The organism is Micromonospora sp. NPDC047740 (genome assembly GCF_043204735.1).
Classification (GTDB): Bacteria; Actinomycetota; Actinomycetes; order Mycobacteriales; family Micromonosporaceae; genus Micromonospora.
Genome location: NZ_JBIDCT010000025.1, coordinates 14,105 through 36,245 on the forward strand (window position 1 = coordinate 14,105; position 22,141 = coordinate 36,245).

Annotated in this window: 24 protein-coding genes and 1 riboswitch; of the genes, 7 read left to right on the forward strand and 17 right to left on the reverse strand. The window is 73.9% G+C overall.

Annotation, left to right across the window (positions count from 1 at the left end; all coding sequences use genetic code 11):
• The first annotated feature begins 86 nt into the window (after window positions 1-86).
• A riboswitch (TPP riboswitch) is annotated at window positions 87-193 on the forward strand.
• 73 nt (window positions 194-266) lie between these two features.
• The 3 genes from ACGF4F_RS32700 (at window position 267) to ACGF4F_RS32710 (ending at window position 3,231) form a co-directional block, all read left to right on the forward strand.
• Window positions 267-851, forward strand: coding sequence for an ECF transporter S component (locus tag ACGF4F_RS32700; RefSeq protein WP_357443880.1), 585 nt, complete (start codon window positions 267-269; stop codon window positions 849-851).
• Window positions 852-979: 128 nt separating this feature from the next.
• On the forward strand, window positions 980-2,434 hold the full coding sequence (locus ACGF4F_RS32705; RefSeq protein ID WP_393083662.1) for an ABC transporter ATP-binding protein: 1,455 nt from the start codon (window positions 980-982) through the stop codon (window positions 2,432-2,434).
• A complete protein-coding gene (locus ACGF4F_RS32710; protein ID WP_393083665.1) occupies window positions 2,431-3,231 on the forward strand; it encodes an energy-coupling factor transporter transmembrane component T family protein in 801 nt (266 codons plus the stop codon). Before ACGF4F_RS32705 ends, ACGF4F_RS32710 begins: the two co-directional genes overlap by 4 nt.
• A 9-nt stretch (window positions 3,232-3,240) precedes the next feature.
• On the opposite strand, the gene ACGF4F_RS32715 is transcribed toward ACGF4F_RS32710, so the two are convergent.
• Both ACGF4F_RS32715 and ACGF4F_RS32720 read right to left on the reverse strand, forming a co-directional pair.
• The gene (locus ACGF4F_RS32715) at window positions 3,241-3,891 is read right to left on the reverse strand and encodes a response regulator transcription factor (protein ID WP_357443886.1); all 651 of its coding nucleotides are present in this window, start codon (window positions 3,889-3,891) and stop codon (window positions 3,241-3,243) included.
• On the reverse strand, window positions 3,888-5,087 hold the full coding sequence (locus ACGF4F_RS32720) for a sensor histidine kinase (protein WP_393083669.1): 1,200 nt from the start codon (window positions 5,085-5,087) through the stop codon (window positions 3,888-3,890). The genes ACGF4F_RS32715 and ACGF4F_RS32720 overlap by 4 nt, the downstream gene beginning before the upstream one ends.
• A gap of 154 nt (window positions 5,088-5,241) precedes the next feature.
• Between ACGF4F_RS32720 and ACGF4F_RS32725 the strand changes: the two genes are divergently transcribed.
• Window positions 5,242-5,937 (forward strand): hypothetical protein, encoded by a 696-nt coding sequence (locus ACGF4F_RS32725; protein WP_393083672.1) that lies wholly within the window; start codon window positions 5,242-5,244, stop codon window positions 5,935-5,937.
• Between the two features lie 155 nt (window positions 5,938-6,092).
• Here ACGF4F_RS32725 and ACGF4F_RS32730 read toward each other — a convergent pair whose 3' ends face one another.
• Entirely contained in the window at window positions 6,093-6,335 is a 243-nt protein-coding gene (locus tag ACGF4F_RS32730; RefSeq protein WP_393083675.1) for a hypothetical protein, read from the reverse strand.
• A 440-nt stretch (window positions 6,336-6,775) separates the two neighbouring features.
• Between ACGF4F_RS32730 and gndA the strand changes: the two genes are divergently transcribed.
• Complete coding sequence (gene gndA, locus ACGF4F_RS32735) at window positions 6,776-8,218, forward strand: NADP-dependent phosphogluconate dehydrogenase (protein ID WP_393083678.1); 1,443 nt, start codon at window positions 6,776-6,778, stop codon at window positions 8,216-8,218.
• Between the two features lie 81 nt (window positions 8,219-8,299).
• Here the strand turns inward: gndA and ACGF4F_RS32740 are convergent, their stop codons facing one another.
• The 4 genes from ACGF4F_RS32740 to recO form a co-directional block, all read right to left on the reverse strand.
• Window positions 8,300-8,530, reverse strand: coding sequence for a thioredoxin reductase (locus ACGF4F_RS32740; protein WP_073839394.1), 231 nt, complete (start codon window positions 8,528-8,530; stop codon window positions 8,300-8,302).
• Between the two features lie 309 nt (window positions 8,531-8,839).
• Window positions 8,840-9,025: a hypothetical protein gene (locus ACGF4F_RS32745; protein ID WP_393083683.1), complete on the reverse strand. Its 186-nt coding sequence runs from the start codon at window positions 9,023-9,025 to the stop codon at window positions 8,840-8,842.
• A 68-nt stretch (window positions 9,026-9,093) separates the two neighbouring features.
• Window positions 9,094-9,894, reverse strand: coding sequence for an isoprenyl transferase (locus tag ACGF4F_RS32750; RefSeq protein ID WP_393083686.1), 801 nt, complete (start codon window positions 9,892-9,894; stop codon window positions 9,094-9,096).
• 8 nt (window positions 9,895-9,902) lie between these two features.
• A complete protein-coding gene (recO, locus tag ACGF4F_RS32755) occupies window positions 9,903-10,778 on the reverse strand; it encodes a DNA repair protein RecO (protein ID WP_393083689.1) in 876 nt (291 codons plus the stop codon).
• A 102-nt stretch (window positions 10,779-10,880) separates the two neighbouring features.
• Between recO and ACGF4F_RS32760 the strand changes: the two genes are divergently transcribed.
• Window positions 10,881-11,654, forward strand: coding sequence for a DUF4097 family beta strand repeat-containing protein (locus ACGF4F_RS32760; protein WP_357443904.1), 774 nt, complete (start codon window positions 10,881-10,883; stop codon window positions 11,652-11,654).
• 112 nt (window positions 11,655-11,766) lie between these two features.
• Here ACGF4F_RS32760 and ACGF4F_RS32765 read toward each other — a convergent pair whose 3' ends face one another.
• The 8 genes from ACGF4F_RS32765 to ACGF4F_RS32800 form a co-directional block, all read right to left on the reverse strand.
• The gene (locus tag ACGF4F_RS32765) at window positions 11,767-12,933 is read right to left on the reverse strand and encodes an acyltransferase (protein WP_393083693.1); all 1,167 of its coding nucleotides are present in this window, start codon (window positions 12,931-12,933) and stop codon (window positions 11,767-11,769) included.
• A 207-nt stretch (window positions 12,934-13,140) separates the two neighbouring features.
• The gene (gene era, locus ACGF4F_RS32770; protein ID WP_357444028.1) at window positions 13,141-14,040 is read right to left on the reverse strand and encodes a GTPase Era; all 900 of its coding nucleotides are present in this window, start codon (window positions 14,038-14,040) and stop codon (window positions 13,141-13,143) included.
• A 91-nt stretch (window positions 14,041-14,131) separates the two neighbouring features.
• Window positions 14,132-14,518, reverse strand: coding sequence for a cytidine deaminase (locus tag ACGF4F_RS32775; protein WP_357443908.1), 387 nt, complete (start codon window positions 14,516-14,518; stop codon window positions 14,132-14,134).
• A complete protein-coding gene (locus tag ACGF4F_RS32780; RefSeq protein ID WP_357444030.1) occupies window positions 14,511-15,917 on the reverse strand; it encodes a hemolysin family protein in 1,407 nt (468 codons plus the stop codon). The genes ACGF4F_RS32775 and ACGF4F_RS32780 overlap by 8 nt, the downstream gene beginning before the upstream one ends.
• Window positions 15,893-16,366: an rRNA maturation RNase YbeY gene (gene ybeY / locus ACGF4F_RS32785; RefSeq protein ID WP_357443910.1), complete on the reverse strand. Its 474-nt coding sequence runs from the start codon at window positions 16,364-16,366 to the stop codon at window positions 15,893-15,895. The genes ACGF4F_RS32780 and ybeY overlap by 25 nt, the downstream gene beginning before the upstream one ends.
• Before the next feature lie 18 nt (window positions 16,367-16,384).
• Window positions 16,385-17,443, reverse strand: a complete 1,059-nt coding sequence (locus ACGF4F_RS32790; RefSeq protein WP_357443913.1) for a PhoH family protein — start codon at window positions 17,441-17,443, stop codon at window positions 16,385-16,387.
• 138 nt (window positions 17,444-17,581) lie between these two features.
• Window positions 17,582-18,952, reverse strand: a complete 1,371-nt coding sequence (locus ACGF4F_RS32795) for a serine hydrolase domain-containing protein (RefSeq protein WP_393083698.1) — start codon at window positions 18,950-18,952, stop codon at window positions 17,582-17,584.
• Window positions 18,953-18,973: 21 nt separating this feature from the next.
• Complete coding sequence (locus ACGF4F_RS32800) at window positions 18,974-19,324, reverse strand: histidine triad nucleotide-binding protein (protein ID WP_073839362.1); 351 nt, start codon at window positions 19,322-19,324, stop codon at window positions 18,974-18,976.
• A gap of 93 nt (window positions 19,325-19,417) precedes the next feature.
• Between ACGF4F_RS32800 and ACGF4F_RS32805 the strand changes: the two genes are divergently transcribed.
• Window positions 19,418-20,179 carry an SDR family oxidoreductase gene (locus ACGF4F_RS32805; RefSeq protein ID WP_357443917.1) on the forward strand — a complete coding sequence of 254 codons (762 nt, stop codon included), beginning with the start codon at window positions 19,418-19,420 and terminating at the stop codon, window positions 20,177-20,179.
• 24 nt (window positions 20,180-20,203) lie between these two features.
• Here ACGF4F_RS32805 and ACGF4F_RS32810 read toward each other — a convergent pair whose 3' ends face one another.
• Together ACGF4F_RS32810 and dnaJ are read right to left on the reverse strand one after the other, a co-directional pair.
• Window positions 20,204-20,938, reverse strand: coding sequence for a 16S rRNA (uracil(1498)-N(3))-methyltransferase (locus ACGF4F_RS32810; RefSeq protein ID WP_393083702.1), 735 nt, complete (start codon window positions 20,936-20,938; stop codon window positions 20,204-20,206).
• 1 nt (window position 20,939) lies between these two features.
• Window positions 20,940-22,082, reverse strand: a complete 1,143-nt coding sequence (gene dnaJ, locus ACGF4F_RS32815; protein ID WP_198940665.1) for a molecular chaperone DnaJ — start codon at window positions 22,080-22,082, stop codon at window positions 20,940-20,942.
• Window positions 22,083-22,141 lie beyond the last annotated feature (59 nt).

A 22,141-nucleotide genomic window follows, 5' to 3' on the forward strand; every position in this document is an offset into this window, starting at 1 on the left:
TCGGCAGCCTACCCAGCCGGACCGGCACCGCTCGCCCTGCTGTGCCGGCGGCGGGCACCGGTGCTAGCGTCTGCCGCAGACAACTTCACATCCGACAGGGGAGCGCACAGCGCTGAGAGTGCGGGCCGGTGCCCGCAGACCCTCGAACCTGATCTGGGTAATGCCAGCGCAGGGAGTTCGGTCGACCTCCAGCCGCGCCGCCGTCCGGGCATCCGGACGCGGCGTGCGTCTTCTCCTGGTTCACCCTCGACGAACTGGGAGCAACCATGACTCAACCCACCACCAACCGGTGGCGCACCATCGACATCGTCATCGCCTCGGTGCTCGGGGTGGCGTTCGGCGTCATCTTCTGGGCGTGGGGCCTGCTCTGGAACGGGCCGGCGGACGCCATCCCGCTGCCCGGCCGGGCGGCGCTGTACGGCGTGTGGCTGGTGCCGGCCGTGCTCGGCGCGCTGATCGTCCGCAAGCCCGGCGCCGCGTTCTTCACGCTGACCTTCGCCGCGCTGGTGTCGGTCGCGCTCGGCAGCAGTTGGGGCTGGACCCTGGTGGTGCAGGGCCCGCTGGAGGCGGCGGCGGGCGAACTGGCCTTCGCGCTCTTCGGTTACCGCACCTACCGGCTCCCGGTCTCGCTGCTGGCCGCCACCCTGGCCGGCCTCGCCGCCGCGATCTACGACGTCTTCGTCTGGTACCCGGACACCGCGTGGGGCAGCTTCCGGCTGCCGTACATCCTCATCACCGCCGTCAGCGCACTGGTCGTGGCCGGCCTCGGCGGCGTCGCGCTGACCCGCGCCCTGGCGAACACCGGCGTCCTCGACCGCTTCCCCGCCGGCCGCGAACGCGCCGCCGTCTGACCGCCCGATCCGATGATGTTGATCATGAGGTTGACGGCGATGTGGATCTCTGAAACCGCCGCCAACCTCATGATCGACGGGGCGGGCCGGGTTGGGGCGGGGCGGGGACGGGTGGGAGGGGTGTGGGTGTGAGTGGGGTGGTGCTGCGGGGGTTCGGGTGGCGGCACGCCGGGCGGAAGGGGTGGGCCGTCCGTGGGGTGGACCTGCGCGTCGAGCGCGGGGAGCGGGTGCTGCTGCTGGGGGCGTCCGGAGCGGGCAAGAGCACCCTGCTGGCGGCGCTCGCCGGGCTGCTGCCCGAGGACTCCGGCGAGCAGGAAGGCACCGTCGAGATCGACGGGCTCGACCCGCGCAAAGCCCGGGAACGGGTCGGCATCGTCTTCCAGGACCCGGAGACCCAGCTGGTGATGGCCCGCTGCGGCGACGACGTCGCGTTCGGGCTGGAGAACCGGGGCGTACCCGCCGAGGAGATCTGGCCCCGGGTGGACGCGGCACTGCGCCGGGTCGGCTTCCCCTACCACCGGGACCGGCCCACCGCGGCGCTCTCCGGCGGCGAGCAGCAGCGGCTCGCCCTCGCCGGGGTGCTCGCCCTGCGGCCCGGGCTGCTGCTGCTCGACGAGCCCACCGCCAACCTCGACCCGGCCGGCGCCGCGCTGGTCCGGCAGGCCGTCGCGGACGCGCTCGACGCGGACACCACGCTGATCCTGGTCGAGCACCGGGTCGCCGAGGCGCTGCCGCTGGTCGACCGGGTGGTGGTGCTGGAGGCCGGCGGCGGGGTGCGGGCCGACGGGCCGCCCGACACGATCTTCGCCGCGCACGGCGATACGCTCGCCGCCGCCGGAGTCTGGGTGCCGGGTCGCACCGTGCCGCCCCGGCACGCCACCGCGCCGCCGGGCGACCGGTTGCTCACCGCCGACCGGCTCGGCCTGCCGCCCCGGCTGGCCCCCGTCGACCTCGAGGTACGCGCCGGCGAGGCGCTCGCCGTCCTCGGCCCGAACGGCGCCGGCAAGTCCACCCTGGCCCTGCTCCTCGGCGGCCTGCTCCGCCCCGGCACCGGTACGGCCACCGCCACCACCGCCCTGGCCGGGCGGGACGCCGGCACTCCCCCGCACCGCTGGCGGGCGCCCCTGCTGGCCCGGCGGATCGGCTCGGTCTTCCAGGACCCGGAACACCAGTTCGTCACCGGCACCGTCTACGACGAACTGGCGCTCGGCCCGCGCCGGACCGGCGAGCCCGAGGCGGCGGTACGGGCCACCGTGGACGGGCTGCTGGACCGGCTGCGGCTCGCCCGGCTCGCCGGGGCCAACCCGTACACCCTGTCCGGTGGGGAGGCGCGGCGGCTGAGCGTGGCGACCGCCCTGGCCACCGCGCCGCGCCTGCTGATCTGCGACGAGCCCACCTTCGGCCAGGACCGGCGGACCTGGTCGGAACTGGTCGACCTCTTCGCCGAGCTGCGCGACGCCGGGCACGGCATCGTCGCGGTCACCCACGACCCGGACTTCGTCGCCGCGCTCGCCGACCGCACCGTCGCCCTGGACCGCCTAGTGACCGCCACCGTCCCGACCCGCACCGGGGAGCGCGCATGATCAGCGTGGAGCCCGTGGCCCGGCCCGGCGCGCCGCTGGCCCGCCGCAACCCGGTGGCGAAGCTGGCCGCCGCGCTGGTCTTCTCGTTGGTCCTCATCGCCACCCTGGACCCGGTGGCCCCGGCGATCGCCATCGCGATCGAGCTGGTGGTGCTGCCGCTGTTCGGCATCCGCTACCGGATGCTGGCCCGGCGGGGCTGGCCGCTGCTGGCCAGCGCCGGCGGCATCCTGGTCACCCTGGTGCTCTTCGCCGCCGACCGGTCCGGCCGGGTGCTGGTCGGGGCCGGTCCGATCCTGGTGACCGAAGGGGTGCTGCTCACCGCGCTCGGCCTGGTCCTGCGGATGCTCGCGGTGGCGCTGCCCGGGATCCTCGTCTTCGCCACCACCGACCCCACCGACCTGGCCGACGCGTTGATCCAGAACGCGAAGGCCCCGGCCCGGTTCGCCATCGGCGCGCTGGCCGCGTTCCGGCTGGTACCGCTGCTCGAACAGGAGTGGCGGATGATCAGCATGGCCCGGCGGGCCCGCGGCGTGGACGCCGGCCGCAACCCGGTCGCCAAGGTGCGGCTCTTCGTGTCGACGGCGTTCGCCCTGCTGGTCGGGGCGATCCGCCGGGGCACCCGACTGGCGGTCGCGATGGACGCCCGCGGCTTCGACGCCGGCATCCCGCGTACGGTCGCCCGGCGGCAGCGCTTCACCCGGGCGGACGGGCTGCTCGTCGCCGGCGCGGCGGTGCTGGCCGGCGCGGCGCTGGCGGTCAGCGTCGCGCTCGGCACGTTCCGCCCCCTGATCGGCTGACCACGTCCGCTACCGCCGGAGCTGCGCCACGCCGCTCTGGTACGCCAGCACGACCGCCTGCACCCGGTCCCGCACTCCGAGCTTGGCGAAGATGCGGTTCACATGCGTCTTCACGGTCGCCTCGCCGACGAAGAGCTGGCCGGCGATCTCCTGGTTGGACAGGCCGAGAGCCATCATCCGCAACACCTCGGTCTCCCGGGCGGTCAGCTCCGCCAGGCCCGGGTGGCCGGCCACCGACGCCGTCGCGGTGTAGTGGTCGATCAGGCGCCGGGTGATCGACGGGGAGAGCAGGGCGTCGCCGCGGGCCGCGGTCCGCACCGCCTCGGCCAGTTCCCGGGGCGGAGTGGTCTTGAGCATGAAGCCGGAGGCGCCGGCGCGCAGCGCCCGGTACACGTACTCGTCAAGATCGAAGGTGGTCAGCATGATAATCCGGGTCTCGCCACGCGCGGCCAGGATCCGCTCGGTCGCGGCGATCCCGTCCATGGGCGCCATGTGGATGTCCATCAGCACCACGTCGGGTGCGAACCGGTTCGCGAGCTGCACGGCTTCCTCACCGTCGGCCGCATCGGCGACGACCTCGAGATCGGGCTGCGCGGTGAGGATCAGCCGGAGGCCGCCCCGCACCAACGCCTCATCGTCGGCGATGAGAACCCGGGTCATACGGTGACTCCCGTCGGGGCGAGCGTGCCGACCGACGCCTCGGCGTCGAAGGGCAGCTCGACGCGTACGTCGAAGCCGCCCTGCGGGCGCGGGCCGGCGGTCACCGTGCCGCCGAACAGCTCCACCCGCTCGCGGATGCCGGTCAGGCCGTGCCCGGTGCCGGCGCTCCGCCGGGCCCCGCCGGTGCCGTCGTCGGTCACCTGCAGCCGGAGGGCGTCGCCGGTCACCTCGATCGAGACGCGGACCGCCGCGCCCGCCGCGTGCCGGGCGGCGTTGGTCAGCGCCTCCTGGAGGATCCGGTACCCGCTGACATCGGCGGCGGCCGGGATCATCTCGAGGTCGCCCGTGACATCCACGTCGACCTGCCCGCCGGCGAGGCTTACCCCGGCGGTCAACGGTTCGAGCCGGCGTAGCGAGGGCAGCGCCTCCGGGGCCGGCTCGGCGCCGCGGAGGATGATGAGCAGCCGGCGCAGCTCGGTGACCACCTCACGCCCGACGTCCTGCACGGCGTCAAGGGACGTGCGGGCCTGCGCCGCGTCCGAGTCGAGCACGGCCTGCGCCGCGGCGGCCTGCAGCACCATCACCGAGACCCCGTGCGAGACGATGTCGTGCAGTTCCCGGGCCACCCGCAGCCGCTCGTCCGTCCGGGCGGCGGCCTCCCGCTCGGCGGCCAGCGCCACCAGCCGGGCCGCCTGCGCCCGCCGCATCCGCACGGCGTAACCGGGGCCGAGCACGGCGAGCCCGACGAACAGGATGAACACCCAGTCGGAGTCGCCAGCCACCGCGTTCTCGATCCCGAGCGGGAGAAAATAGCTGACCGCGGCGACCGTGAAGGCAGCCTGGCCGCCTACGGCGACACAGCCGAAGGCCGCGGCGAGCAGCGCCAGCAGTGGCACCACCGGCCACTCCGGCAGGACCGGCGTGAAGCTCTGCGCGGTGAAGCAGGCGCCGGCGAGGACGGCCGCCGCCCGGGGATACGCCGTGCAGCCGGCCACCGCGAGGCAGTAGCCAACCAGCAGCACGGTCAGGACGGCGAGCCAACCGGCGGAGAGCGCGGCGAGGTCCGGACCCTCCCCCTCCACGTAGCCCGCCAGCGGGACGTAGAGCTCGGCCAGGCCGAACGCGAGCAACGCGGCACCGGCGAGCGAGGTGGCCACCTCGCGCCACCGGGCCCGGACGACGGGGGTGGCTGACATGCCGGAAGGGTAGCGACGGCGGCCGCCCTTCCGCGTCCACCCACGGGTGTAGCGAGGGCGGCCGGAGCTCCACCCGCGGATCAACTTCCGCGCCGACGACCCGGCCCCGGTGCTGCTCCTAACGTCCCTGCCACGACTTCGGAAGGAGACACTGATGGACGACAGCACCGGGCGGCGGCGGAGCCGGCGGCTCACGGCGGGCGCTCTGCTCACCGGCGGCGTAATGTACGGCGCCGCGAACGCCTTCTACTGGGTGATGTTCCCTGACGACGTGGCCGACACCGCCGACAACGTCACGGTGGCCGCCGGGCACCTGGGCGCCTGGCGGGTGGAGACCGTCCTCTTCGCCCTGGCCCACCTGCTGCTGCTGCCGGCGATGCTCGGGCTGGCCGCTACGCTGGGCCGACGCAAGCCGGTGGTGGCCACCGTCGGCGGCGCGGCGAGCCTTCTCGGGCTCTACTTCTCCACCGTCCACCTGTGGCAGTACAACGCCTTCTTCGGGGCTCTGGCCGGCGGCGGCGTCGACGCCGACGCCGCTCGGCCGGTGACCACCGCCATCGACGGGGACCCGTTCGTGATGGCGTCGTTCGCGGTGTGGCTGCTCGGCTGGCTGATCGGCCTCCTGGTGCTCGCCTTCGGCGCCTGGCGCGCCCGGCTGGTGGCGCTCTGGGTGCCGCTGGTCCTCACCGCCGGACAGGTGCTGGACCTGGTCGGCACCGGGGTCCCGGTCAAGGTGGCGGTGAGCGTGCTGATGGTGGCCGGCTTCGTCGGCCTGGCCCTCGGCGTCGAGCGGTCACGTGCCGCGGAGGTGCCGACCGGGACGGCGACCCCGGCGACCGCTGCTGCCTGAGCCGCGGGAGCGGGGCGGGGCGGCTCGTGCCGCCCCGCCCCGGACCGGCCGGTGCGGGCCGTTTGTCACCGCCGTTTCGGCGAACTCGCGGCATCCGGGCAGCCGGGACACCGCAACATCGGCGAGGTGGCGGTGACATGTGGCCCGCCCGGGCCTCAGCTCCGCCGGAAGGCGTAGAACCGGGTCTGGCCGGCGCGTTGGCTGCGCCCGGCGACGCGGGGCTCCCGGCCGACCGGCGGGCCGGCCTTCGGTGCCGGCGGGGTGTCGGCCCGGCCCGACAGGGTCACCGGCGCCGGGGACGCCACCGTCAGCGCGTCGAGGTCCGGCGGGGTGACGTCCACCAGGGACGGCGTCGACGCGGGCTTACGGGATTTCTTCGGACTGCGCTTGGCGGGCATACGCTGCCTCCTGACTGTCGGGGCGCCCGGTGGGCGCGGCGAGCGGGCAAGCCCCGGCAGGTCCGACAGGAAAGCCACCACGACGACGGCGGTGCGGATGCGGACGCCCGGAGCGGGACGGATCCGCGGCGCGAACGGCGGCGGACCAGGGCTCGGAAGAAGGGCGTCAGTTACGCATGACGGCAGGCTAACCGACCGCCGCCGCCCCGCGCACCCGATTTACTGGCACGCTCGGCGGCACCGACCGTCCTGCCCGCCCTCGGCAGAGTCGGGCGACCGACGCGATGGCCGCGAAGGTCGCCCACGTGGAGGCCCGCCTCGCGGAGGGCTGAGGCCGGACCGCGACCGGGCCCTCACCCGCCGTCGGCGTCCCCGCCCGCGCTCGCATCGACCGCGATACCGTCGCAGGACGGGCAGCCCGACGAGAGGTGGCGGTACGCATGGCAGAGCAGGCGACGGCGCAGATCGGCGTGACCGGCCTGGCGGTGATGGGCCGCAACCTGGCCCGGAACCTGGCCCGCAACGGCTTCACCGTGGCGCTGCACAACCGCTCGCCGCAGCGCACCCGCAGCCTGGTCGCCGAGCACGGCGACGAGGGCCGGTTCGTGCCGGCGGAGTCGCTGGCCGACTTCGTCGCCTCGCTGGAACGCCCCCGCGCGGTGATCGTCATGGTGAAGGCGGGCGCGCCGACCGACGCGGTGATCGACGAGCTGGTGCCCCTGCTCGAGGCGGGGGACATCGTCGTCGACTGCGGCAACGCCCACTTCGCCGACACCCGCCGGCGGGAGGAGGCGTTGCGCGGGCACGGGCTGCACTTCGTCGGCACCGGCGTCTCCGGCGGCGAGGAGGGCGCGCTGCACGGCCCGAGCATCATGCCGGGCGGCTCGGCCGAGTCCTACCGGAAGCTCGGCCCGATCTTCGAGAAGATCTCCGCGCACGTGGACGGCACCCCGTGCTGCCGGCACATCGGCCCGGACGGCGCCGGCCACTTCGTCAAGATGGTCCACAACGGCATCGAGTACGCCGACATGCAGCTCATCGCCGAGGCGTACGACCTGCTGCGGGCGGGCCTGTCGGCGAGCCCGGCGGAGATCGCGGAGATCTTCCGCGAGTGGAACACGGGCGAGCTGGAGTCGTTCCTCATCGAGATCACCGCCGACGTGCTGGCGCACACCGACGCGGCGACCGGCCGAGCCTTCGTCGACGTGGTGCTCGACCAGGCCGAGCAGAAGGGCACCGGGCGGTGGACCGTGCAGAGCGCGCTCGACCTCGGCGTCCCGATCACCGGCATCGCCGAGGCCACCTTCGCCCGGTCGCTGTCCGGCCACGCCGACCAGCGGACCGCCGCCCGCCGGGCGTTCCCCGACGCGGGCGCGAAATGGTCGGTCGACGACGGGGAGACCTTCGTCGAGGACGTCCGGCGCGCGCTGCTGGCCAGCAAGATCGTCGCGTACGCGCAGGGCTTCGACCACATCCGGGCCGGCAGCCGGGAGTACGACTGGGCCATCGACCTGGGCGGCACCGCGACCATCTGGCGGGGCGGCTGCATCATCCGGGCCCGCTTCCTGGACCGGATCCGGGAGGCGTACGACGGGCAGCCGGAGCTGCCGACGCTGCTGGTGGCGCCGTGGTTCGCCGACCGGGTCAGCGCCGGGATCCCGGCCTGGCGGCGGGTGGTGGCCGACGCGGCCCGGGCGGGCGTGCCGACCCCGGCCTTCTCGTCGTCGCTGGCCTGGTTCGACGCCCTGCGCGCGGAACGGCTGCCGGCGGCGCTGATCCAGGGGCTACGGGACAACTTCGGCGCGCACACCTACCACCGGGTGGACCGGGACGGCACGTTCCACACCCTGTGGGCCGGGAACCGCTCCGAAGTGGAGGCCTGAGCGCAACCTGATCCACTCGATGTGCCGCAGGTCGCGTTCGTCGCCCGAGACGCCGCGGCATGCCGCCTCCCGTGGCGGCGCTCACCAGGCCCGTTCGGCGGCGTCGGCAGGGGTGGGCGCCCAGTCCGCGGCCGGTTCGCCCTGCGCCAGCTCGGCGATCTCGCCGGAGCGGACAGCCGGCGTGTGCCCGAGCTCGGCGCAGTACCGCTCGGCGACGCCGGCGCAGAGGTCCGCGACCCGTTCCCGGTGCGCGGCGTCAACCAGGCCCGCGCCGGCCAGCGCGGCCGTCATCTCGTACCGGAGATCCCGCATGCCCACCCCCGTGGCCGGACGCGACCCGGCGGCGCGCCCTCGCGCCGATGGTATGCGCCGAGGCCGCGCCGCTCACCGGAAACGCGTCGACGCCGCCCCGGAAGGGGACGGCGCCGACACCAGTCGTCACCAGAACCGACGACGCCGCACCCGCTGCGACCGCAGGGGGACGGCGCCGACGTTGGTCGTCACCAGAACGGACGACACCGCGCCCGCTGCGATCGCAGGGGGACGGCGCCGACGCCGGTCGTCACCAGAACGGACGACACCGCGCCCGCTGCGACCGCAGGGGGACGACGCCGACGGTCGTCACCAGAACCGGCGGCGCCGCGCCTTCTGCGGCCGCAGCAGGTCGGCGCCCCTGGTGAGGAGTCGACTCACTCCGCTCGGGCCGCGACGGGCCTCCAGGGAGTGGCTCAGCCGGCGTGCACCGGCCGCCGCCAGCGGCACGGCGACCGCCATGAGTGCCCACTGGGCGATCCGCTTCTGCAGCATGTTGGTTCACCTCCGCGATCGGCTGCTGTCCGGTTGGTACCCCGTCGGCCGCGGCGGTAAGCGTGAGCTCAGACTGCGGGAGCGACCGGGTTGGGCAAGGCGCCGCCGAACCGGCGGTCCCGCTGGGCGTAGAGCTCGCAGGCGTACCAGAGGTGGCGCCGGTCGAAGTCCGGCCAGAGGGTGTCGAGGAACACCAGCTCGGCATACGCGCTCTGCCAGAGCAGGAAGTTGGAGGTGCGCTGCTCCCCGGAGGGGCGCAGGAAGAGGTCCACCTCGGGGACTTCGGGGTGGTAGAGGTACTTCGCGACGGTCTTCTCGTTGACCTTGCCCGGGTCGAGCCGGCCGGCGGCCACGTCACGGGCGATCGCGGCGGCGGCGTCGGCGATCTCCGCCTGGCCGCCGTAGTTGACGCAGAACTGCAGGGTCAGCGTCGAGTTGCCCCGGGACATCTCCTCGGCGGTCTGCAGCTCGGAGATCACGCTCTTCCAGAGCCGCCCGGTCCGGCCCGACCAGACCACCCGGACGCCCAGGTCGACGAGCTGGTCCCGGCGGCGGCGGATGACGTCCCGGTTGAAGCCCATCAGGAAGCGGACCTCGTCCGGCGAGCGCCGCCAGTTCTCGGTGGAGAACGCGTACGCCGACAGGTAGGGGATGCCCAGCTCGATCGCGCCCTCGATGGTGTCGAAGAGGCTGTATTCCCCCTGCTCGTGACCCTTGGTCCGGGGCAGCCCGCGCTCCTTGGCCCAGCGGCCGTTGCCGTCCATGACGATGGCGACGTGCTTCGGCAGGGCCTCCGTCGGCAGCGCCGGCGGCCGGGCCCCGGACGGGTGCGGAGTCGGTGGCACCGGCTCGCGCCGGACGGCCCTCATCGATCGGATCACTCGGTCTTCTCCCTGTTCACACCAGCGGCGGCGGGCCCGACGCCGCTGCCCGGCGGGACCGCGCCCGGCCCCGTGCCGCTCGGCGGTGGGACCGTGCCGGACGCCGGGGTACCCCGGTCGACCAGCGGCAGCGAGCGTAGCGCGCGCTCCAGGTGCCACTGGAGGTGCGCCGCGACCAGGCCACTGCACTCCCGGCGTACGCCGGTCTCGGTGGCGTCGGCGTAGGCCCAGTCGCCGGTGGTCAGCGCGGACATCAGCGCGATGGTGGCCGGGGCGGGGTGGGCGGCGCCGGGCGGCCGGCAGTCCGGGCAGACCGCTCCCCCGGCCGGTACGGAGAACGCCCGGTGCCGCCCCGGGGTGCCGCAGACGGCGCAGGCGGCCAGCGCCGGCGCCCAGCCGGCGAACGCCATCCCGCGCAGCAGGTAGGCATCCAGCACCAGGGTGGTGGCGTGCTCGCCACCGGCCAGTGAGCGCAGCGCGCCGAGGGTGAGCTGGAACAACCGCAGCGACGGCTCCCGCTCGACCGGGGTGAGCCGCTCCGCGGTCTCGGCGATCGCGCTGGCCGCCGTGTAGCGGGGGTAGTCGCCGAGGAACCGTTTGCCGTAGAGGTCGATCCCCTCGACCTGGCTGACGGTGTGCAGCGAGCTGCCCAGGTTGCCCGTGGGATCGCCGGCGAGCTGGAGGTCCACGTGCCCGAACGGCTCCAGCCGGGCGCCGAACCGGCTGCTGGTGCGCCGGACGCCCCGGGCCACCGCGCGCAGCCGGCCGTGCCGGCGGGTGAGCAGGGTGATGATCCGGTCGGACTCGCCCAGCTTCTGCACGCGCAGCACCACCGCGTCGTCGCGGTAGAGCTGTCGGCGGTACCCGGCCATCGGGTCATTCTCCCTCGGGGTGCGATCTCAGGGTCGGTTCGGGGTGGATCGGCGGTCGAACCCGGATGTGCCGCCCCTGGGGTCGCCCGTAGCGTGCTGACCATGGCTGTGCACCGGACCGTCGCCGCCGCCGCGGCGGCCTCCCTGATCCTCCTCTGCGGGTGTGACACCATCTCGTTCCGCCGGCTCGACTACGACAACACCGAGGCGGTGAAGATCACCCGGATCACCGTGGAGCCGGGCTCAGGCGACGTCACCGTCCGCGCCGCCGGCTCCGCCCCCCAGGTACGCATCAAGCGGGTGGTCCGCTACCAGGGCGGGCAGCCGGACACCCGATACGAGATCAACGGCGACGAACTGGTGCTGCGCACCGAATGCGGCCCCCGGTGCAGCGTCTCCTGGGAGATCTCCGCCCCCGAGGGCGTGGCGGTACGCGGCGAGACCGGCTCCGGGGACGTCGAGCTGAGCCGGGTCGGCGCGGTGGAGTTCAAGCTCGGCTCGGGCAACGTCTCGGTCAGCGGGGCAACCGGCGACGTCCGCGCCGAGACCGGCTCCGGGAACATCGACGTGATCGACGCGGCCGGTGCGGTGCGGCTGCGCGCCGCCTCCGGCGACATCACCGCGCAACGGCTCGCCGCCGGGGTGGACGCCGAGACGTCCTCCGGCAACGTGACCGTCGAGCTGGCCCAGCCGGCATCGGCCCGGGTGCACGCCGCCAGCGGCGACGTCGAGCTGGCCGTGCCGGACGGCCGGTACCGGGTGCGGACCAGCACCGGCTCGGGCGATCGGGACCTCGGCGTGGTCGACGACCCGGGCGCCGCCCTGCTGCTGGACGTCAGCACCGGCAGCGGCAACGTGACGATCACCCGACGCTGACTGCGCGTCCACGCCGAACCAACCCGAAAATCCGCCCAAATTCGCGGAAAGAGTGGCCATTTTTCGCGTGATGGCCACTCTTTCCGCGAATGAGGCCCTTCGGGCGGCGGGGTCAGCCGGCGCCGAGTTCGGTGCCGGACCGGTCGCCGGCGCGCCGGGGCTCGGGAACCCGGCGCGGGGCGGTCGGGCGGGCCGCGCCGGCCGCCGCCAGCTCGCTCTCCGCCCCGGCCGGGGCGGGGCTGGCCGGTGCGGTGGCCGCCCGCTCGGCCAGGGCCGGCCGAGGCCGGCCGGGGACCAGCTCCGGCGTACGCCGGGCCGCCACGTCCTCGACCCAGCCGACCAGCAGGGTGACCACGCCGACCAGCGCGAACACCAGCACCACCCGGATCGCCAGGCCGAGCGGGTCGCGCGGGGTCCAGCCGACCAGACCGACCAGCGGAGTGAGCGCCACCACGAACGGCATGTGCCACAGGTAGATGGTCAGCGCCCGACGGTTCAGCACGGTGACCGCCCGGCTCAGCAGGGGGATGCGGTCGACCCAGGCCGCCTCGGCCGGGGCCCGGCCGATCGCCACCAGGATGAACGCCGCCGACCAGAGCGCGTTGCCGAGGTGGATGTCGTTCAGGTCGTAGCCGCGCGGGCCGGGGTGGGTGAAGATCCAGCCCAGGCCGGCGGCGCCGAGGGCGAGCGCCACGGGTACCAGGACCCGGTTGCTCATCCGGCGCAGCATGCCGTCGTGGTGGGCGAAGCCCAGCAGCCAGGCGCCGAAGTACAGGCCGAACTCGCGCAGCACGCTCGGCGCGTCCGGGTAGACGCCCATCTCGATCAGCACGAGCAGCGCGTACGGGGCGAGGAGGGTGGGCAGCGGCGCCCGGCGGAACAGCCACAACGCAAGCGGCGAGGCCAGCACGAACCACAGGTAGTCCCGGAGATACCAGATGGGGCTCAGGGCCAGGCCGCCCCAGTAGTTGGCCGGCGGGTCGCTGACCGGGAAGAGCCAGAGCAGCACCTTCGGGCTGAACGGCAACCCGCTGAGCAGCATGGCCGGCACGAAGACCAGGGCGAGCACCCAGAGCGACGGCAGCAGGCGACGCAGCCGGCGTGCCACGGCCGGCACGCCGGTCCGGTCCAGCGAGGCCGCCATCAGCGAGCCGGCGAGCGCGAACATCACCGACATCGCCGGGAAGATCAGCGTCAAGGTCGCCGATCCGATCACGTGGTAGACGACGACTCGCACGATGGCCAGGAAGCGGAGCAGGTCCAGGTATCGGTTTCGCATAAGCCTGCATCTATGTCCGGGGGCTGGGGATCAACCTCTCCCTACCCTCCGACCCGAGGCGGCGAAACGGCGAGGCGCCGGGGCCAAAAGTGAAACATCCCATAAAGGCGACCGATCCGGACCAGCCGTCGAGGACCGGTCACCAGGCCCCAAAAAGCCGCACCGGCGGCGCCGGAAAGATCCGGGCCGCCGGTCGGACGTCCGTTTTCAGAAGCCGAGCTTGCGCAGCTGCTTCGGGTCGCGCTGCCAGTCCTTGGCGACCCGGACGTGCAGGTCCAGATAGACCCGGGCGCCGAGCAGCTCCTCGATCTGCCGGCGTGCGGTGGTGCCGACCTCCTTGAGCCGGCTGCCCCGGTGACCGATCATGATCGCCTTCTGGCTCGGTCGCTCGACGTACACGTCGGCGTAGATCTTGGTGAGCCGGCCCTCCGCGATCATCTCCTCCACCACGACGGCGATGGAGTGCGGCAGCTCGTCCCGTACGCCCTCCAGCGCCGCCTCACGGATCAGCTCGGCGACGAGCACCTGCTCGGGGTCGTCGGTGAGCATGTCGTCCGGGTAGAGCTGCGGCGACTCGGGCAGGTAGCCGGTCATCACGTCGACCAGGGTGTCCACCTGGTGGCCGGAGACCGCGCTCACCGGCACCACGTCGGCGAAGTCGGCCAGCTCGCTGACCGCGAGGAGCTGCTCGGCGAGCCGCCCGCGGTCCACCAGGTCGGTCTTGGTGACCACGGCCAGCACGGTCGCCTTGAGGCTGGCCAGCTCACCGGTGATGAACCGGTCGCCCCGGCCGATCGGCTCGTTGGCCGGGATGCACAGGCCGATCACGTCGACCTCGCTCCAGGTCTCCCGGACCAGGTCGTTCAGCCGCTCGCCGAGCAGCGTACGGGGGCGGTGCAGGCCAGGGGTGTCGACCAGCACGAGCTGCGACTCCGGGCGGTGCAGGACGGCCCGGATGACGTGCCGGGTGGTCTGCGGCTTGTTCGAGGTGATCGCGATCTTGGTGCCGACGATCGCGTTGGTCAGCGTCGACTTGCCGGCGTTCGGCCGCCCGACGAAACAGGCGAAACCTGCCCGGTACGGACGCGGCTCCTCCGGGTCCGGCACCCCGGTCGCACTCACGCCACCGCTCCGCTTCGCTCCGCGCCGGCGTGCGGCTCCCAGGTGCTGTGCCGGATGGTTCGCTCGCTACGCTCGCTCACTCGACCACCGTGCCGAGGACGGTGCCGTCCGGCGCGGCCACGTGGATCGGCGCGTCGGCGGAGAGGTCCCGGACGGCGGCGTGCCCCGCGCCGTCCAGCGTCGAGGCCTCGGTCACCACCACGGCGGCCTCCAACCGGCTGGCGCCGGCGGCCACCGCCGAGGCGACCGCGAGCTGCAGCGCGGTCAGGGCCAGCGACGGCAGTGCCACGCTGGCCGCCGCGTACGTCCGGCCGTCCTGGTCGCGGACCGCCGCGCCCTCCACGGCGCCCACCCGGCCGCGCGCGCCCCGGGCCAGGACGACCAGCTTGCCGTCCTCGGCGCTCAGCTCGGCCAGGTCGGACGGGGTGGGCCGGGCAGCCGGCACGGCGGGTGACTCAGGCATCGGCGGGTTGCCTTTCCTCGGAACGGTTGTGGTTGCCACGGGGCTCGGCGTGCTCGCCACGGCCCCCGCTGTCGGACGCGTCGCTCGGCGCGACCCGGCGCACCAGCACGGTGTCGATCCGGTTGCGCCGCCCGGTGGTGCCCTCGGCGATCAGCCGAAGCCCGGCGACCTCGGCCTCGGCGCCCGGGATCGGCACCCGGCCGAGCGACTGGGCGAGCAGGCCGCCGACCGTCTCCACCTCGTCGGTGGGCAGTTCGGTGTCGAACAGCTCGCCCAGATTCTCCACCGGCAGCCGGGCGGCCACCCGCACGGCCCCGTCCGCCAGGTGCTCGACCGGCGGGCGTTCGACATCGTACTCGTCGGTGATCTCACCGACGATCTCCTCCAGGATGTCCTCGATGGTGACCAGGCCGCCGGTGCCGCCGTACTCGTCGACCACGATGACCAGGTGGTTGCGGGCCGCCTGCATCTCCGACAGCAGGTCGTCGACCGGCTTCGACTCGGGCACGAAGGTCGCCGGGCGCATCAGCTCGGCCACCGGCATCTGTCGGGCCTCCGGGGCACCCTGGATCCGCCGGATCAGGTCCTTGAGATAGAGCACCCCGAGCACGTCGTCCACGCTCTCCCCGATCACCGGGATCCGGGAGAAGCCGGAGCGCAGGAAGAGCGCCAGCGCCTGGGCCAGGGTCTTCCGCTCCTCGATCCACACCATCTCGGTACGCGGCACCATCACCTCGCGGGCGATGGTGTCGCCGAGCGCGAAGACCGAGTGGATCATCTGGCGTTCGCCGTGCTCCACCACTCCGCGCTGCTCGGCCAGGTCGACCAGCTCGCGCAGTTCCACCTGGGTGGCGAAGGGCCCCTCGCGGAAGCCGCGGCCCGGGGTGACCGCGTTGCCGATCAGGATCAGCAGCGAGGCGAGCGGGTTGAGGGCGCGGCCCAGCCAGCGCACCAGCGGCGCCACCGTGCGGCCCACCGCGTACGCGTGCTGCCGGCCGAGGGTGCGCGGTGCCACACCGACCACCACGAAGCTGACCACGGTCATCGCCCCGGCGGTGACCAGGGCGGCCCGCCAGCCCGCACCGAAGCTGTCCACGGCCACCAGCGCGACCAGCGTGGTGGCGGTCAGCTCGGCCAGCAGCCGGAGCAGGAGCAGCAGGTTGAGATGGCGGACGACGTCACCCGCGACCGCCTGGAGGGTACGCGCGCCGCGCGCCCCGTCCCGGGCCAGCTCGGCGGCCCGGGCCGGGGAGACGGCGGCCAGCGCCGCCTCGGTCATCGCGATGAGGCCGGCGAGCACCACCAGCCCCGCCGCGACGAAGATGAGCTGGAGATCGGGCAGTCCCGCCGGAGTGCCGGCCGCCAGGGTGGTCATCATTTGGACCGGGTCGACCGCCAGCTCGCCAACAGCCGGGCCTGGAGACCGAACATCTCCCGCTCCTCCTCCGGCTCGGCGTGGTCGTACCCGAGCAGGTGCAGCACGCCGTGCACGGTGAGCAGGTGCAGCTCGTCGGCGGCGGAGTGGCCGGCGGTGGCCGCCTGCTTGGCCGCCACCTCGGGGCAGAGCACGATGTCGCCGAGCAGGGCCGGCTCGCCGCCGGCCGGGCTGCTCTCCCCCGGACCGTGGTCGACGCTGCCCTCGTCCATGGGGAAGGCGAGCACGTCGGTCGGGCCGTCGCCGCCCATCCAGCGATGGTTCAGCTCGGCCATGTAGTCGATGTCGACCAGCAGGATGGAGAGCTCGGCGAGCGGGTTGACCCCCATCTCGTCGAGGGCGTGCCGGGCGACGGCGAGCACGGCGTCGGTGTCGACCTCGACACCCGACTCATTGGCGATCTCGATGGACAACTGTCTTCCTCTGGTGGATTAGCGGCGCCGGCCGGCCCGGCCGCCCTGGGCGGTCCGCCCGGGCACGGCGTGCACGCCCTGTGCCTGCTGGTTCTCCCGCTCGGCGTCCCAGCGGGCGTACGCGTCGACGATCTCGCCCACCAGCTTGTGGCGGACCACGTCGGCGCTGGAGAGCTGGGCGAAGTGCACGTCCTCGACGTTGCTCAGGATCTCCCGGACCACCCGCAGGCCGCTGGTCGTCCCGCCGGGCAGGTCCACCTGGGTGACGTCACCGGTGACCACGATCTTGGAACCGAAGCCGAGCCGGGTGAGGAACATCTTCATCTGCTCGGGCGTGGTGTTCTGCGCCTCGTCCAGGATGATGAACGCGTCGTTGAGCGTCCGGCCCCGCATGTACGCCAGCGGCGCCACCTCGATCGTGCCGGCCGCCATCAGCTTCGGGATGGACTCCGGGTCGAGCATGTCGTGCAGCGCGTCGTACAGCGGCCGCAGATACGGGTCGATCTTTTCGTTCAGCGTGCCGGGCAGGAAGCCCAGCCGCTCGCCCGCCTCGACCGCCGGCCGGGTCAGGATGATCCGGTTGACCTGCTTGGCCTGGAGCGCCTGGACCGCCTTCGCCATGGCCAGGTAGGTCTTGCCGGTACCGGCGGGCCCGATGCCGAAGACGATCGTGTTGGCGTCGATCGCGTCGACGTACCGCTTCTGCCCGAGCGTCTTGGGACGGATGGTGCGGCCGCGCCGGGAGAGGATGTTGAGCGTCAGGACCTCGGCGGGCCGCTCGGCGCTGCCCTGCTCGAGCATGCCGACGGTACGCCGGACGGCGTCAGTGGTCAGGGTCTCGCCTTTCTCGATCAGTTCGAGCAGCTCGCTGAAGAGGCGCTCGGCGAGGGCGTTGTCCGCGGGCGCGCCGGTGATGGTGATCTCGTTGCCCCGCACGTGGACGTCACTGTTGACCGAGCGTTCGACGAGTCGCAGGATCTCGTCGCCCGCGCCGAGCAGGTTCACCATGATCTTCTGGTCGGGGACCGTGATCCTGGTCTGCACCCGGGGCGGGCCGGGAGGTGGGGTGCCGGTCATAGGTCGGGCCGTCGGGCCCTGCGCCACCTGCTCTCGATCTCGGTGCCGGGCCCTGCTGGCACGGCGGTCGGACGTTACGCCCATCGTATCGGGTCAACACCGGCCGCACCGCGTGCATTTCCGCCGGTAGGAGATCAACTACCGGCGGAAATCGTACCGGTCGAAGGTCTCCTGGTGGCGGGTGAAGCGGTAGGTGGCCCAGTGCATCCGGACCACCGCGCCCCGCTCGTCGCGGGTCAGCCGGAGCAGCTCGCCCACCTCCCGGCCGGCCACGGTCCGGAACACGTCCGGCCGGTCCGGGAGCGGGGCGAAGACCGCCGGCGGCTTGCCGGCCGGGTCGTCCGCGCCCCGGGCCCGCAGCGTCCCGTCGTGCCAGGAGAAGACGTACTCGAAGCCCTCGCCCCACCAGCGGCCCAGCACCCCACGCAGGTGCGCCGGGGCGGGCGGGCCCGGGCGCCACGGCTCGATCTCCGCCGGGTCGTGCTCGGCGGCGGCGGCGAGCAGCTGGTGGGGCAGCTCGAACACCGGCACGCCCGTGCCGGACGAGCCGAGCACGGCGCAGCCCATCGCGCCGGCCGTGCCGTCCCCGCCACGCCGGCCGTAGACGGCGGCCAGGAAACCGGGCATCGCCCCGTCGTGCCCCACGTGCACCACCCGTTGCGGCTGCGGCACCAGGATCAGGCCGAGCCCGAAGCCGGCGGCCCACACCGTCTCGTCGGTCGTGGTGAGCGGCCAGCGCATCTCGTCGAGGGTCGCCGGGGCGAGCACCGCGCCGGCCGGGTCCATCGCCGCCGGGTCGGCCAGGAAGGCGGCCCAGCGCGCCATGTCCGGCGCGGTGCTCCAGAGCTGCGCCGCCGGGGCCACCGCGCCGAAGTCGGTCGGCGGTTCCGGGTGCGCCTCGTCGGAGTACGCGTCGACCAGGAACCCGGTCGCCGCCCGCTCGCCCGGGGTGAGGCCGGTCCCGGTCAGCCCGAGCGGGACGAGCACCCGCTCGGCGAGCGCCTCGGCCCAGGTGCCGCCCCGCAGCCGGGCGACCAGCTCGCCGAGGAGGGCCATGCCGAGGTTGGAGTAGTGGTAACGGCGGCCGGTCGGCAGCACCCGCTCCACCCGGGCCAGGTCGGCGAGCAGCTCGTCGATGCCGGGCGCTCGCAGGCTGTCCCACACGTCGCCATGCGGCTCGCGTTGCAGGCCGGCGGTGTGCGACAGCAGCCGGCGTACGGTCAGCTCGCCGTGCGCCGGCAGGTCGAGGTGACGCCCGATCGGGTCGTCCAGGTCGAGCAGCCCGTCGTCGCGGCACTGCATGACCAGCACGGCGGTGAAGGTCTTGGTGACCGAGCCGATCCGGAACACCGTCTCCGGGCCGAGCGGGTTGTCGTTGCCGGTCCCGCCGACCGTGCAGGTCCAGAGCGGCCGGTCCGCGCGGTGCAGGGCGGCCGAGACCGCCGGGATCCGTCCCTGGACCTGCGCCTGCCGCACCATCCGGTCGAGCCGGTCATGCACCGTGATCATGCGTGCAGTCTAGGGACGGCCTCAGCGGCAGAGCATCGGGCCGAGCGGCGCACCGCCGAACACGTGCGCGTGCACGTGGAAGACCTCCTGGCCGGCGTACGCCCCGGTGTTGAACATCAGCCGGAAGCCGTCCGCGAGCAGCCCCTCCTCCTCGGCCACCGTGGCGGCCGTGGCGAGCACCTCGCCGGCCAGCCCCGGGTCGCCCTGGGCCAGGGTGGCCACGTCCGCGTAGTGCTCCTTGGGGATGACCAGCACGTGCGTCGGCGCCTGGGGGTTGATGTCCCGGAAGGCGAGGGTGGTGGCGGTCTCCCGCACGATGGTGGCCGGGATCTCCCCGGCGACGATCCGGCAGAACAGGCAGTCGGTTCCCATTCGGGCAGTGTAAGGAAGCGGCCCGGTGGACGGGTTCCGCCTGGGGCGGGCCCGTTGTCGGCCGGCGCGGCCCGGTGCGGCACGATGGCGCGCATGACGGGACGGGCGGTACTGGTAACGGGGGCCTCGCGCGGCATCGGACGTGCGGTGGCGCGGGCGTTCGCGGCGAGCGGGGACCGGGTGGCGATCCACCACCGGGACTCGGCGGAGCTGGCCGAGCGGGTACGCGCCGAACTGCCCGGCGAGGGCCACGTGGTGGTCCGCGCCGACCTGACCGACCCGGACGCCGTCCGGGCGATGGTCGACGCGGCGGCGGAACGCCTGGGCGGGCTGGACGTGCTGGTCAACAATGCCGGCGTGTACGGCCCCCGGGACCTGCCGCACCCGGTCTTCGGCAACACCTACGAGCAGTGGCGCGAGCAGTGGCGGCTGGTGCTGGAGACCAACCTGACCGGGGCCGCCAACGTCACCTGGTGCGCCGCCCAGCACATGCGCGCGGGGGGTGGCCGGATCGTCAACGTCTCCTCGCGGGGCGCCTTCCGGGGAGAGCCGGAGCAGCCCGCGTACGGGGCGAGCAAGGCCGGGTTGAACGCGCTCGGTCAGTCGCTGGCGCTGGCCCTGGCCCCGTACGGCATCGCGGTGGCCACGGTGGCGCCCGGCTTCGTCGAGACGGACATGACCACCACCCACCTCAGCGGCGAGCGCGGCGACGCGATCCGCGCGCAGAGCCCGTTCCGGCGGGTGGCGCGCCCCGAGGAGATCGCCGCCGCGGTGCACTGGCTGGCCAGCCCCGAGGCCGAGTGGGCCTCCGGCACCATCGTCGACCTCAACGGCGCCTCCTACCTGCGCAGCTGACCGCGGCAGAGCCCGATTCCCGAACTACCAGCGGCCGAGGCGGGCGGAGAGGACGCTCAGCGCGGCCACGCCGGCCGTCGACGTGCGCAGCACCGCAGGGCCGAGCCGGACGGTTAGCGCGCCGGCCGCACGGAAGGCGGACAGCTCGGCCGGGGCGATGCCGCCCTCCGGGCCGACCACCAGCACGATCTCGCCGGTCTCCGGCAGCTCGGCGGTGGCCAGCCGCTCCTCGGCCTCCTCGTGCAGCACGAACGCGGCGGCCGCCCCGGCGATCCGCCGAGCCACCGTCGGGGTCGACTCGTCGGGCGTACCGGCCACGATCGGCAGCCAGGCGCGGCGGGCCTGCTTGGCCGCCTCCCGGGCCGTGGCCACCCACTTCTCCCGGGCCCGTACGCCCCGGTCGCCGCGCCACTGCACGACCGAGCGGGACGCCGCCCAGGGCACGATCTCGTCCACCCCGACCTCGGTCATCGCCTGCACGGCCAGCTCGCCCCGGTCGCCCTTGGCGATGCCCTGCACCACCACGAGCCGGGGGACGGACGCGTCGACGTACCCCCGGGAGGTGACCGCCAGGTCGAGGGTGCCCCGGCCGACGGCGGTGACCACCGCGGCGGCGGTGCCGCCCCGGCCGTCGGCGAGCAGCAACTCCTCGCCGACCCGCAGCCGCTGGACGGTGGCGGCGTGGTGCCCCTCCGGGCCGTCGAGCGTCAGCGTGTCACCGGTGGGCAGCGCCTCGACCAGGAACAGCGGCGCCGACACCTCAGGCGTGCCCGTTGAAGGCGTCACGCATCCGGGAGAAGAAGCCGCCCTGCTTGGTCAGCTCGGCGACCTCCTCGCCGCGGGTCTTGGCGAACTCGCGCAGCATCCGCTCCTGCTCGGCGTCGAGCTTCGTCGGGGTACGCACGTCGAGGTGGACGTAGAGGTCGCCCCGGCCGGTGCCGCGCAGGTGCGGTACGCCCCGGGCGCGCAGCCGCAGCGTGCTGCCCGGCTGGGTGCCGGACTTGACGTCCACCGTCTCCTCGCTGTCCAGCGTCTTGATGGTCAGCCGGGTGCCGAGCGCGGCGGCGGTCATCGGCACGGTGACCCGGCAGTGCAGGTCGTCGCCCTTGCGGGAGTAGACGTCGTGCGGCCGCTCGTGGATCTCCACGTAGAGGTCGCCGGCGGTGCCGCCGCCGGGGCCGACCTCGCCCTGCTGGGCCAGCCGGATCCGCATGCCGTCCTCGACCCCGGCCGGGATCTTGACGGTGAGCGAGCGGCGGGTCCGCACCCGGCCGTCGCCGGCGCAGGTCGGGCAGGGGTGCGGGATGGTGGTGCCGTAGCCCTGGCAGACCGTGCACGGCCGGGCGGAGACCACCTGGCCGAGGAAGGTCCGCTGTACCGACTGCACCTCACCCCGGCCGCCGCACGCCTCGCAGGTGGCCAGGTGGGTGCCGGCCGCGGTGCCCGCGCCGGAACAGGTGGTGCAGAGCACCGCGGTGTCGACGGTGATCGGGGCCTCGACACCGAACGCGGTCTCGTGCAGGTCCAGCTCCAGCCGCAGGATCGCGTCGGCGCCCGGCCGGGTACGCGGGCGCGGCCCCCGGCTGCCGCCGGCCGCCCCACCGAAGAAGGCGTCCATGATGTCCTGGAACCCGACGAACGGCCCGGCGCCGCCCGGGCCGCCCGGACCCGCGCCCCCACCGCCGGGCGCGAGCGGGTCGCCGCCCAGGTCGACGATCTGCCGTTTCCGGTCGTCCGAGAGGACCTCGTACGCGGCGTTGATGTCCTTGAACTTCTCCTGTGCCTCCGGATCCGGATTGACGTCCGGATGGAACTGCCGCGCCAGCTTGCGGTAGGCGCGCTTGATCTCGTCGTCGGAGGCGTCCCGGCTCACGCCGAGAATGCCGTAGTAGTCCCTGGCCACTGCGTTCCGTGTCCTCATGTTCGTCTCGCGTTGCGCGGTCGTCGGCCACTTTCCGGCCG

Bases quoted from the DNA above. Each gene is read 5' to 3' on its own strand.
- ACGF4F_RS32700 (WP_357443880.1), top strand. From the start codon at position 267: ATGACTCAACCCACCACCAACCGGTGGCGCACCATCGACATCGTCATC.
- ACGF4F_RS32790 (WP_357443913.1), bottom strand. From the start codon at position 17,443: ATGACCGGCACCCCACCTCCCGGCCCGCCCCGGGTGCAGACCAGGATC.
- ACGF4F_RS32730 (WP_393083675.1), bottom strand. From the start codon at position 6,335: ATGCCCGCCAAGCGCAGTCCGAAGAAATCCCGTAAGCCCGCGTCGACG.
- ACGF4F_RS32805 (WP_357443917.1), top strand. From the start codon at position 19,418: ATGACGGGACGGGCGGTACTGGTAACGGGGGCCTCGCGCGGCATCGGA.
- ACGF4F_RS32720 (WP_393083669.1), bottom strand. From the start codon at position 5,087: ATGTCAGCCACCCCCGTCGTCCGGGCCCGGTGGCGCGAGGTGGCCACC.
- ACGF4F_RS32710 (WP_393083665.1), top strand. From the start codon at position 2,431: ATGATCAGCGTGGAGCCCGTGGCCCGGCCCGGCGCGCCGCTGGCCCGC.
- ACGF4F_RS32795 (WP_393083698.1), bottom strand. From the start codon at position 18,952: ATGATCACGGTGCATGACCGGCTCGACCGGATGGTGCGGCAGGCGCAG.
- ACGF4F_RS32725 (WP_393083672.1), top strand. From the start codon at position 5,242: ATGGACGACAGCACCGGGCGGCGGCGGAGCCGGCGGCTCACGGCGGGC.
- ACGF4F_RS32765 (WP_393083693.1), bottom strand. From the start codon at position 12,933: ATGCGAAACCGATACCTGGACCTGCTCCGCTTCCTGGCCATCGTGCGA.
- ACGF4F_RS32740 (WP_073839394.1), bottom strand. From the start codon at position 8,530: ATGCGGGATCTCCGGTACGAGATGACGGCCGCGCTGGCCGGCGCGGGC.
- ACGF4F_RS32760 (WP_357443904.1), top strand. From the start codon at position 10,881: ATGGCTGTGCACCGGACCGTCGCCGCCGCCGCGGCGGCCTCCCTGATC.
- ACGF4F_RS32775 (WP_357443908.1), bottom strand. From the start codon at position 14,518: ATGCCTGAGTCACCCGCCGTGCCGGCTGCCCGGCCCACCCCGTCCGAC.
- gndA (WP_393083678.1), top strand. From the start codon at position 6,776: ATGGCAGAGCAGGCGACGGCGCAGATCGGCGTGACCGGCCTGGCGGTG.
- recO (WP_393083689.1), bottom strand. From the start codon at position 10,778: ATGGCCGGGTACCGCCGACAGCTCTACCGCGACGACGCGGTGGTGCTG.
- ACGF4F_RS32800 (WP_073839362.1), bottom strand. From the start codon at position 19,324: ATGGGAACCGACTGCCTGTTCTGCCGGATCGTCGCCGGGGAGATCCCG.
- ACGF4F_RS32745 (WP_393083683.1), bottom strand. From the start codon at position 9,025: ATGCTGCAGAAGCGGATCGCCCAGTGGGCACTCATGGCGGTCGCCGTG.
- ACGF4F_RS32750 (WP_393083686.1), bottom strand. From the start codon at position 9,894: ATGAGGGCCGTCCGGCGCGAGCCGGTGCCACCGACTCCGCACCCGTCC.
- ACGF4F_RS32715 (WP_357443886.1), bottom strand. From the start codon at position 3,891: ATGACCCGGGTTCTCATCGCCGACGATGAGGCGTTGGTGCGGGGCGGC.